Consider the following 7,816-nt stretch of genomic DNA (forward strand, 5'->3'; position numbering starts at 1 on the left):
ATGAAAGCAGGCCAGCTAGAAATTGGAGTTAGGAGTCAGGAGTCAGGAGTCAGGAGAAAAGAGTCAGAAGGAAGAAGTCAGGAGCCAGAAGAAGTGTTTTTACAAATATGAGATGCTCCCCCCTACCCTACCCTACGGGAACCCCTGCGGGGAACGGGAACCCTGGCGGGAAGATAGCTTGGCTAGCCCGTACCTTGATGAGATTTATTAAGGCGAGTAATTTGTCAATAACTTTTAGAATTATTTAATATTTGCGCTTTGATAATTATTGCCAGAGGCAATTCGGGAACGCTCTGTAATTAAAATTACCCTCTCAAGTTTGAATTTTGTCAACTTCCGACAGATGCTAGAATGAATGAAAATATCGAATTTGCTAAAAAGTCGATCGCCGTAGCAAATCCTAAAGCATCCTGCTGGAATTCAAAATAGTCACCAACGGCAGGAACTTTTTAGCCGCCACATGATTCAAAAAGATTGAGCCTCCAAGCGCTGTGTCATTTTTATCTACACGCAATCAATCACCGACGACCATGAACACCTCACTTAACACCTCTAAATTAAGCCTAAACCGGAGACTGCGACAATCGTTGTTTGCAGGCATCATTTCCACCGCAGCTTTGGCTAGTGGATGGGTTCCGGGTTTATACACACAATCCCCAAACCTCGTTTTCGGAGCAGCAGCCCAAGCTCAAGAAATTAGCAGCGAGGAAATTACTAGCTACGCTCGCGCTGTGTTGGCAATAGAACCCAGACGGGTGGAAGCTTTTAACGAAATTAAAGGAATGGCTGGGGGCTCGGTTCCCAGAGTAGTGTGCAACGAAACTCAGGAAATTAATAGGCTGTCGGGAGGTGTTCGCGGCATCGCGGTGAATTACTGCCAACAAGCTAAAAAAGTTATCGAAACCAATGGTTTGACAGTTAGTCGCTTCAACCAGATCACTTTGCTCCAGCAAGCGAATTCGGGAGTCAAACAGCAAATTCAAGCCGAGCTCCTGCGACTGCAACAAGCGGGCAATAAATAAGCTTGAGGGTTTGAGTCTTTCTTTCTCTCCCGTTCTATTAGACTTCTCCATAAAAGCTTGTTCAGGGCAGGCAGGATGCCTAAGCGCTACCTCCCCCCAACAACATATTGGAGATTTAAATTGTTCGAGTTCCTAGACGGTAGGCAAAATTTTTTGCAAAAAAAGTGATCGTCTGCGATAAAGTGCTTGACAAAATAACATAAATTTGGTAATAAGGCCAGAACGGGAGCGGTCAGAGAGATGAATTTTTTTCAACTGGCTGTAAGTCGCAATGAGATATAGCCATCGCCAACACGATTAAAACGTTTTTAATTTTTGAAACATGAGCTGAAAATTGGGACTTCTGTCTTCCTTATTCCTTCGGGTATAAAAAGATATTCCTCAAAAACTAGATGTCAAGTGAATGGCTCTGAGGAATAGAATATAAAAATGCTAACTTTCACCAAACATTTACCTGCAAATCCCGATGCTGTTGTCAGCTTTACTTTACCAATGACAGCCGACGATCGCACTCGCAGCCGCCACCGATTCGAGACAGAAACGGGGGAAAAGCTCCACCTGAGTTTACCCCGAGGTACGGTACTGCGCGATCGAGATTTATTGCAGTCGGAAGACGGTAGCTGTTTGGTACTGGTAAGTGCAAAACCCGAATCGGTGCTGACAGCGCGGGCATCAAGCCTGCTGCTACTGATGCGGGCGGCTTATCATTTAGGAAACCGTCACGTAGCTTTAGAAATTGCCGATAATTATTTAAGACTTTCTCCCGACTCTGTGTTGCAGGGAATGCTAGAAAAAATGGGTTTGGAAGTAACAGAGGAAATTGTGCCGTTTCAGCCAGAAATGGGCGCTTACGGACACAACCATTAGAAATGGGGAATGGGGAATGGGGAATGGGGCATGGGGAATGGGGCATGGGGCATGGGGCATTGTAACCAACAAATAAGTAATTGGACAGAATTAATTACACACTGATTTTTTGCTGATTCTTTACTAGACATGGCTTGTAGCCCAAATTTTTGTGTAATTAATTGTGTCCTACTACTTAACAGTCAACAGCCAACAGTCAACAGTCAACAGTCAACAGTCAACAGCCAACAGTCAACAGTCAACAGCCAACAGTCAACAGTCAACAGTCAACAGTCAACAGTCAACAGCCAACAGTCAACAGTGAACAATCAACTTTTATGTTTGTTGCAGCTAGCTTTTGCACCTGTGGGAGCTTATAGTTATTCTGAGGGAATCGAAAGTCTGGTAGAAACCGGTGCGATCGACAGCGAGATTACTTTGAGGAATTGGTTAGAAAATTCGCTGCAATTCGGGGCAGTTCGAGTAGAAGCCGCTGTGGTGGTAAGGGCTTTGAGGGCGGCACAGATAGGGGATTTGACGGCTTTGAATTACTGGAATGCTTGGGCGACTGCTGCTAAGGAAACAGAAGAGTTGCGATTGCAAAGTTGGCAAATGGGGCGGACTTTGGTAAGGTTGCTGCTGGATTTGCGTGAAGCGAAGCTATCCCGCAGGGAATCGCCCGTTGCTTCTGGGTTAACAACAAGTTTAAAAGATTTGGTGGAATTTGGCGGCAATCAGTGCAATTTTGCGATCGGCTTTGGCATTGCCGCCGCCAACTGGCAGATTGAAGAGGAAGCGGCCTTGTTAGGATATTTGTACAGTTGGGCTGCTAATTTGGCGAGTGCAGGCGTGAAACTGATTCCCCTCGGTCAAACAGCCGGTCAACAGTTACTGTTAGATTTGCAATCTCAAATTAGCTGTACGGCGCAAGAAGTTTTAAAATTAGAAGATGATGAGCTTGGCAGTTGCAGTTGGGGATTAGGACTGGCTAGCATGGCCCACGAAACTCAGTACACTCGGTTGTTTCGCAGTTGAAAATCAGCAAATCTAAAATCTAAAATCTAAAATCTAAAATCTAAAATCGCTATGGGTGCTTTTCGTGTAGGAATTGCTGGGCCAGTTGGTTCGGGGAAAACTGCTTTACTGGATGCTTTGTGCAAGTCACTGCGACAGCACTACCAGATTGCTGTAGTTACTAATGATATCTATACTCAGGAAGATGCCCAGTTTTTGGTTCGGAGTCAAGCTTTAGAGAGCGATCGAATTTTGGGCGTAGAAACGGGAGGCTGTCCCCACACAGCTATCCGCGAAGATGCTTCCATTAACTTAGTAGCGATAGAAGAGTTAGAACAAAAATTCACTGATTTAGATTTAGTATTTGTCGAAAGCGGCGGCGATAACTTGGCGGCCACTTTTAGCCCGGAGTTAGTAGATTTAACAATTTACGTAATCGATGTCGCTGCGGGCGATAAAATTCCGCGCAAAGGCGGGCCAGGAATTACTAAATCTGATATGTTGGTAATTAATAAAACAGACCTCGCACCTTATGTAGGAGCAGATTTAGGCGTGATGGAACGGGACGCGAAAAAAATGCGGGGGGACAAACCTTTTGTTTTTACTAACCTGAAGACAAAGGAAGGATTAGAATCGGTAGTTAACTTTGTTAAGTTGAATATTGGTGATAATTAGGGATTAAGCGCGCGATCGTCCATTCCCAATGCTAAAATTCCCAAAATTTTACCCAAATTGGTAAGCAAAGTTTCGGTTGTCTCAACAAAAACCGCTTGTCCTTCGAGTTTTAAGAATTTCCACCTATCTCCTGTAGTGACAGCCCCATAAATTGTGGTAATCTCATTACCTTCACGCTCGTTGAAGATTTTAGCTGCTAGCATTTCAGCTATGCACTGTCCCAATCCCGAATTAATGTTTTCCTTTTTAGCCTCTACAATAGCAATGACTGGGGCTTTTACAATCAACAATTCTGGCGATCGACTTATCAGAAAATCACAATTCCCATTCAGCCCTCTTTCAGCATCTACAGTAAAATCAATGCCAGAAAATAAGCTCACGCGATGGTGCAAAAGTTTTCTCACTTCCATTAAAATCGGCGCGATAATCAGTTCCGAACGCGATTTTTCTGTATTGCTACCGAGAGCTACAGGCAGATTTTCTTGCAAAGTTTCTGTCAGTAATCTACTGTACTCTAACTCTGGTGCAGGAGTGAAGATTTCGACTATTTCAGAATAAGCTAAGTCAAAGGTTTTCAAAACTCTGTCTAAATTAAAGTCACTGTAGGCCATTTGACTTTCTCCTTATTACAAATTCTCGTTAAGCGAAGCTATCCCGAAGGGAATCGCCTATTTACTTTAACACTCCCTACCCTACTACCAATTCCCTGACCAAATTAGCCAAACGTTCTGTACTGTCTGTCACCGCTAATTCAGAAGCTGCTTGAGACATTTTTTCCAAATATTCGGAATCTCTTAACAAATACAACACTTTGCTTTGCAACACATCTGCTGTCAGTTCGCTTTGACGGAATACCACGGCGGCGCCGGCTTTAGCAAATACTTCCGCATTAAATCTTTGGTGGTCGTCAGCCGCGTGAGGAAAAGGAATTAAAATAGAAGGTACGCCCGTCACTGCTAATTCTGTCAGAGCACTCGCGCCCGATCGACTAATTGCTAAATTCGCTCGCTGCAACAAACTCGCCACATTGTCGTAAAATGGCATAGACAAATATTGCTCGTGTTTCAAACTCTCAGCATCCGGGTCATTATTTCCGGTGAGGTGAACCACCCAAGCACCCGCATCAAACCAAGCCGGAGCACACTGCCGCACTAACTGATTGACTGCGACAGCACCTTGAGAGCCACCCATGACTAAAATAACAGGTACGTTGTCAGGAATTGGCAAATTTAGAGGTTGGGGGGCGAGGAATTGCGATCGCACGGGCGTACCAGCAACCACGGTTTTGGCGCGGGGTAAATGCTGGGCTGCTGCTTCAAATCCGATCGCCACAGCAGTGCACAAAGGACTAAACCAGCGCGTCACCTTCCCCGGAATTGCATTAGATTCATGGAGAATCACCGGCAAACCCAAAGAGCGGGCCGCCAGAATTGCCGGTGCTGCGATGTAACCGCCAGTAGTAAAGACTCCCTGAAAATTTCCCGCTTTGAGCAACTTCCGCACATGAAGGATCGAGCCGACGAGTCCGCCCAAAATTCGCACAGTACCTAGTCCAAATCGCTGCTGAAAGCCTTCAACGGCGATCGTGTGGAGGGGGTAAAGGGATGAAACTAACTCGGTTTCCATGCGGTCTGGGACTCCCAGCCATTCGATCTGACAGTCGTTCAACTGACTAGCGGTGGCGATCGCAGGAAATAAATGTCCACCAGTGCCGCTAGCTGCAACCAACAACCGGAGGGGGGCTTTTGTCAAGGTTTTTGTTTCTTTTACAAGTACAAGTTCCACAGGTCAATCGATTTTATATTTGAGGTTTTAGATTATTATGCTTATTATTCCGGCAGTTTCAGCCAATTTTCAATCAGCAATCTAAAATTAGATTGTGCCGTGTCCGTCCTTCCGTTGTCAGTTTTCGTTGCAGGCGAACAGTTGCCCGCGCCACGACTCCTGACAAATAACCAAATTATCACCTAATGCGTAATTTTTTGAATTTAGTGCCAAGTGCATCTCAGTATTTTTCCAGCCGTCGGGACGAAAAAGCCGATCCTCTTCGAGGGCTGCGCCAACGGGCGATCGTTTTTGGCTTTAACTGCAGGCAGTCGATGGCTCAAATGTTGTTATGTTTAACAGTGGTAAGTGGTGGCGTGCTGCATCAAGGTGCGGCAAGAGCGATCGGTGCGATCGGGGCGACTCCCCAAACGATCGCCCAAACCCCTGAAAATGCGCCCGCCCCACTCACAAAACTGCTAACAGAAATTGACGCAGCGGCCAACCGGCGCGATGTGAAAGCAGTCATGGCATTTTACAGCCCTAATTTTACTCATTCTGACGGCTTAAACACCCAAAGTATGGCAAAAGCCCTCACCCAACTCTGGGAGAGATATCCGAGTTTAAATTACCGCACCGAGATCAAATCTTGGAAAACCGAAGGTAGCGCGATTCTTGCGGAAACCATAACTACAATTGCCGGCACTCAAAAAAAGGATGGCAGAGAATTAACTCTCAAAGCTACCATCCGTTCCCAGCAGCGCTTTGAAGGTGAAAAAATAGTTAATCAAGAGATTTTAGCAGAACAAACTCAGCTTAGTTCTGGCCAAAATCCTCCCACAATTCAAGTGAATTTTCCGGAGCAAGTTAAGGTGGGCCAAGAGTACCATTTTGATGCCATTGTTCGAGAGCCGCTCGGTGATGATATTTTAATAGGGAGTGTTTTGGAGGAACCCATTACCGAAAAAACATTGTTTAATCCCTCACAAGTCGAGCTAGAGTTGCTAAATGCGGGGGGAATTTTTAAAGTAGGTAAAGCTCCGGCTACGCCCGAAAATCGGTGGGTTTCAGCAGTTTTGATGCGACAAGGTGGAATTGCAACAGTTAGTGTGCGATTGCGGGTTGTCAAGTAATAAAATAGGTGTTATGGGCATGGGGCATGGGGCATGGGGCATGGGGCATGGGGCATGGGGCATGGGGCATGGGGCATGGGGCATGGGGCATGGGTGATTGGTGATTAGTAAGTGGTATAAGCTGTTGTGCATTTAATTTGTATGTTGAGGGCGGACTCTCCTGCCCAACCCCTACTCCCCACAAGAGGAAATTTTTATTTTACTATGCAATTTAAATGCGGATTAGCTTAGCGGTTATTAGTCACAGGAGATACATATTGGAAGAAAAAAATGTCATTAAAGGAATTAAACATACCTCACTATAGCCATAAAGGCTATAGCAAATAACAAATAACAACTAACAAATAACAAAATTAACAAATAACCAATGACAACAGTCAACCGTCCACAGCCAACAGTCAACTGACAACTGACAAAAAATGATTTCTATCCAAAATCAAATTGTTTTCATTACAGGTGCGAGTAGCGGTATAGGAGCAGCCTGTGCCAAGATATTCGCCAAAGGTGGAGCCAAACTAATTTTAGCAGCCCGCCGTATTGAAAAGCTCTATCGACTGGCAAACGAACTTGTAGAAACAAAATCCATCGCATCGGCGAACGAGATTTATTTGCTAGAATTGGACGTGCGCGATCGCCCGCAAGTCGAATCGGCGATCGCTGCGCTTCCCGATGCCTGGAAAAACATCGATATTCTGATTAACAATGCGGGATTGAGCCGTGGTTTAGACAAACTACACGAAGGCAACTTTCAAGATTGGGAAGAAATGATTGATACCAATGTTAAAGGCTTGCTTTACATGACTCGTGCGATCGTACCGGGAATGGTAAGCCGAGGCGGAGGCCACGTAGTGAATATCGGCTCAATAGCAGGCCGCCAAGCTTATCCGAAAGGTAATGTTTATTGCGCTTCCAAAGCAGCAGTGAGAGCTATTTCTGAAGGGTTAAAACAAGACCTTTTGGGAACACCAGTGCGGGTGACGGAAATAGAGCCTGGTTTGGTGGAAACAGAATTTAGTAATGTCCGGTTTCACGGCGATGCAGAAAAAGCCAAAAATGTCTATCAAGGATTGACACCTCTGACTGCGGACGATGTAGCCGATGTCGTGTATTTTTGCGCGACGCGATCGCCCCACGTCAATATTAGCGAAGTCTTGCTAGTTCCGACAGACCAAGCTAGTGCAACTCTGGTTCACCGAAAAGAGTTGTGAGTTTTTAGTAATAAGTGTCCGGATTGCGCTGGAATTCTCAGGAAGCTTAATTGGTAGATGCACCCTGATTAATTAACTCCCGACCAATTTTGGCCGGGTTTTTTTTGGCGATTCGACGCCCTCGCCACGAATTATCGCAAATTCTGCCAAAGTG

The 7,816-nt window shown here is 45.4% G+C and carries 9 protein-coding genes; 7 read left to right on the forward strand and 2 right to left on the reverse strand.

The annotated features are described in order from the left end of the window. Positions 1-530: 530 nt before the first annotated feature. The 5 genes from QUA16_RS34160 (at position 531) to ureG (ending at position 3,557) form a co-directional block, all read left to right on the forward strand. Positions 531-1,022, forward strand: coding sequence for a DUF4168 domain-containing protein (locus QUA16_RS34160; protein ID WP_333109246.1), 492 nt, complete (start codon positions 531-533; stop codon positions 1,020-1,022). A gap of 429 nt (positions 1,023-1,451) precedes the next feature. Further along, on the forward strand, positions 1,452-1,889 hold the full coding sequence (ureE, locus tag QUA16_RS34165; protein ID WP_333109248.1) for an urease accessory protein UreE: 438 nt from the start codon (positions 1,452-1,454) through the stop codon (positions 1,887-1,889). A 163-nt stretch (positions 1,890-2,052) separates the two neighbouring features. Next, the gene (locus QUA16_RS34170) at positions 2,053-2,193 is read left to right on the forward strand and encodes a hypothetical protein (protein ID WP_333181703.1); all 141 of its coding nucleotides are present in this window, start codon (positions 2,053-2,055) and stop codon (positions 2,191-2,193) included. After that, on the forward strand, positions 2,190-2,903 hold the full coding sequence (locus QUA16_RS34175; RefSeq protein ID WP_333109255.1) for an urease accessory protein UreF: 714 nt from the start codon (positions 2,190-2,192) through the stop codon (positions 2,901-2,903). The genes QUA16_RS34170 and QUA16_RS34175 overlap by 4 nt, the downstream gene beginning before the upstream one ends. A gap of 51 nt (positions 2,904-2,954) precedes the next feature. Next, a complete protein-coding gene (gene ureG, locus QUA16_RS34180; RefSeq protein WP_333109249.1) occupies positions 2,955-3,557 on the forward strand; it encodes an urease accessory protein UreG in 603 nt (200 codons plus the stop codon). Here the strand turns inward: ureG and QUA16_RS34185 are convergent. Both QUA16_RS34185 and murG read right to left on the reverse strand, forming a co-directional pair. Next, positions 3,554-4,168 carry a hypothetical protein gene (locus QUA16_RS34185; RefSeq protein ID WP_333109250.1) on the reverse strand — a complete coding sequence of 205 codons (615 nt, stop codon included), beginning with the start codon at positions 4,166-4,168 and terminating at the stop codon, positions 3,554-3,556. The two genes, ureG and QUA16_RS34185, sit on opposite strands and share 4 nt — an antisense overlap. Before the next feature lie 76 nt (positions 4,169-4,244). Next, a complete protein-coding gene (gene murG, locus QUA16_RS34190) occupies positions 4,245-5,342 on the reverse strand; it encodes an undecaprenyldiphospho-muramoylpentapeptide beta-N-acetylglucosaminyltransferase (RefSeq protein ID WP_445305424.1) in 1,098 nt (365 codons plus the stop codon). A 185-nt stretch (positions 5,343-5,527) separates the two neighbouring features. On the opposite strand from murG, the gene QUA16_RS34195 reads away from it, so the two are divergent. Together QUA16_RS34195 and QUA16_RS34200 are read left to right on the forward strand one after the other, a co-directional pair. After that, the gene (locus tag QUA16_RS34195) at positions 5,528-6,454 is read left to right on the forward strand and encodes a nuclear transport factor 2 family protein (RefSeq protein WP_333109254.1); all 927 of its coding nucleotides are present in this window, start codon (positions 5,528-5,530) and stop codon (positions 6,452-6,454) included. Between the two features lie 419 nt (positions 6,455-6,873). After that, positions 6,874-7,662 carry an SDR family oxidoreductase gene (locus tag QUA16_RS34200; protein WP_333109709.1) on the forward strand — a complete coding sequence of 263 codons (789 nt, stop codon included), beginning with the start codon at positions 6,874-6,876 and terminating at the stop codon, positions 7,660-7,662. Positions 7,663-7,816 lie beyond the last annotated feature (154 nt).

Origin of the sequence: Microcoleus sp. S13_C3, assembly GCF_036700905.1 — a bacterium.
GTDB lineage: Bacteria > Cyanobacteriota > Cyanobacteriia > Cyanobacteriales > Microcoleaceae > Microcoleus.

What these genes read in the sequence shown, in the direction of transcription:
- QUA16_RS34160 (WP_333109246.1), top strand. Translation starts at nt 531, where the DNA reads ATGAACACCTCACTTAACACCTCTAAATTAAGCCTAAACCGGAGACTG.
- ureE (WP_333109248.1), top strand. Translation starts at nt 1,452, where the DNA reads ATGCTAACTTTCACCAAACATTTACCTGCAAATCCCGATGCTGTTGTC.
- ureG (WP_333109249.1), top strand. Translation starts at nt 2,955, where the DNA reads ATGGGTGCTTTTCGTGTAGGAATTGCTGGGCCAGTTGGTTCGGGGAAA.
- QUA16_RS34185 (WP_333109250.1), bottom strand. Translation starts at nt 4,168, where the DNA reads ATGGCCTACAGTGACTTTAATTTAGACAGAGTTTTGAAAACCTTTGAC.
- QUA16_RS34195 (WP_333109254.1), top strand. Translation starts at nt 5,528, where the DNA reads ATGCGTAATTTTTTGAATTTAGTGCCAAGTGCATCTCAGTATTTTTCC.
- QUA16_RS34200 (WP_333109709.1), top strand. Translation starts at nt 6,874, where the DNA reads ATGATTTCTATCCAAAATCAAATTGTTTTCATTACAGGTGCGAGTAGC.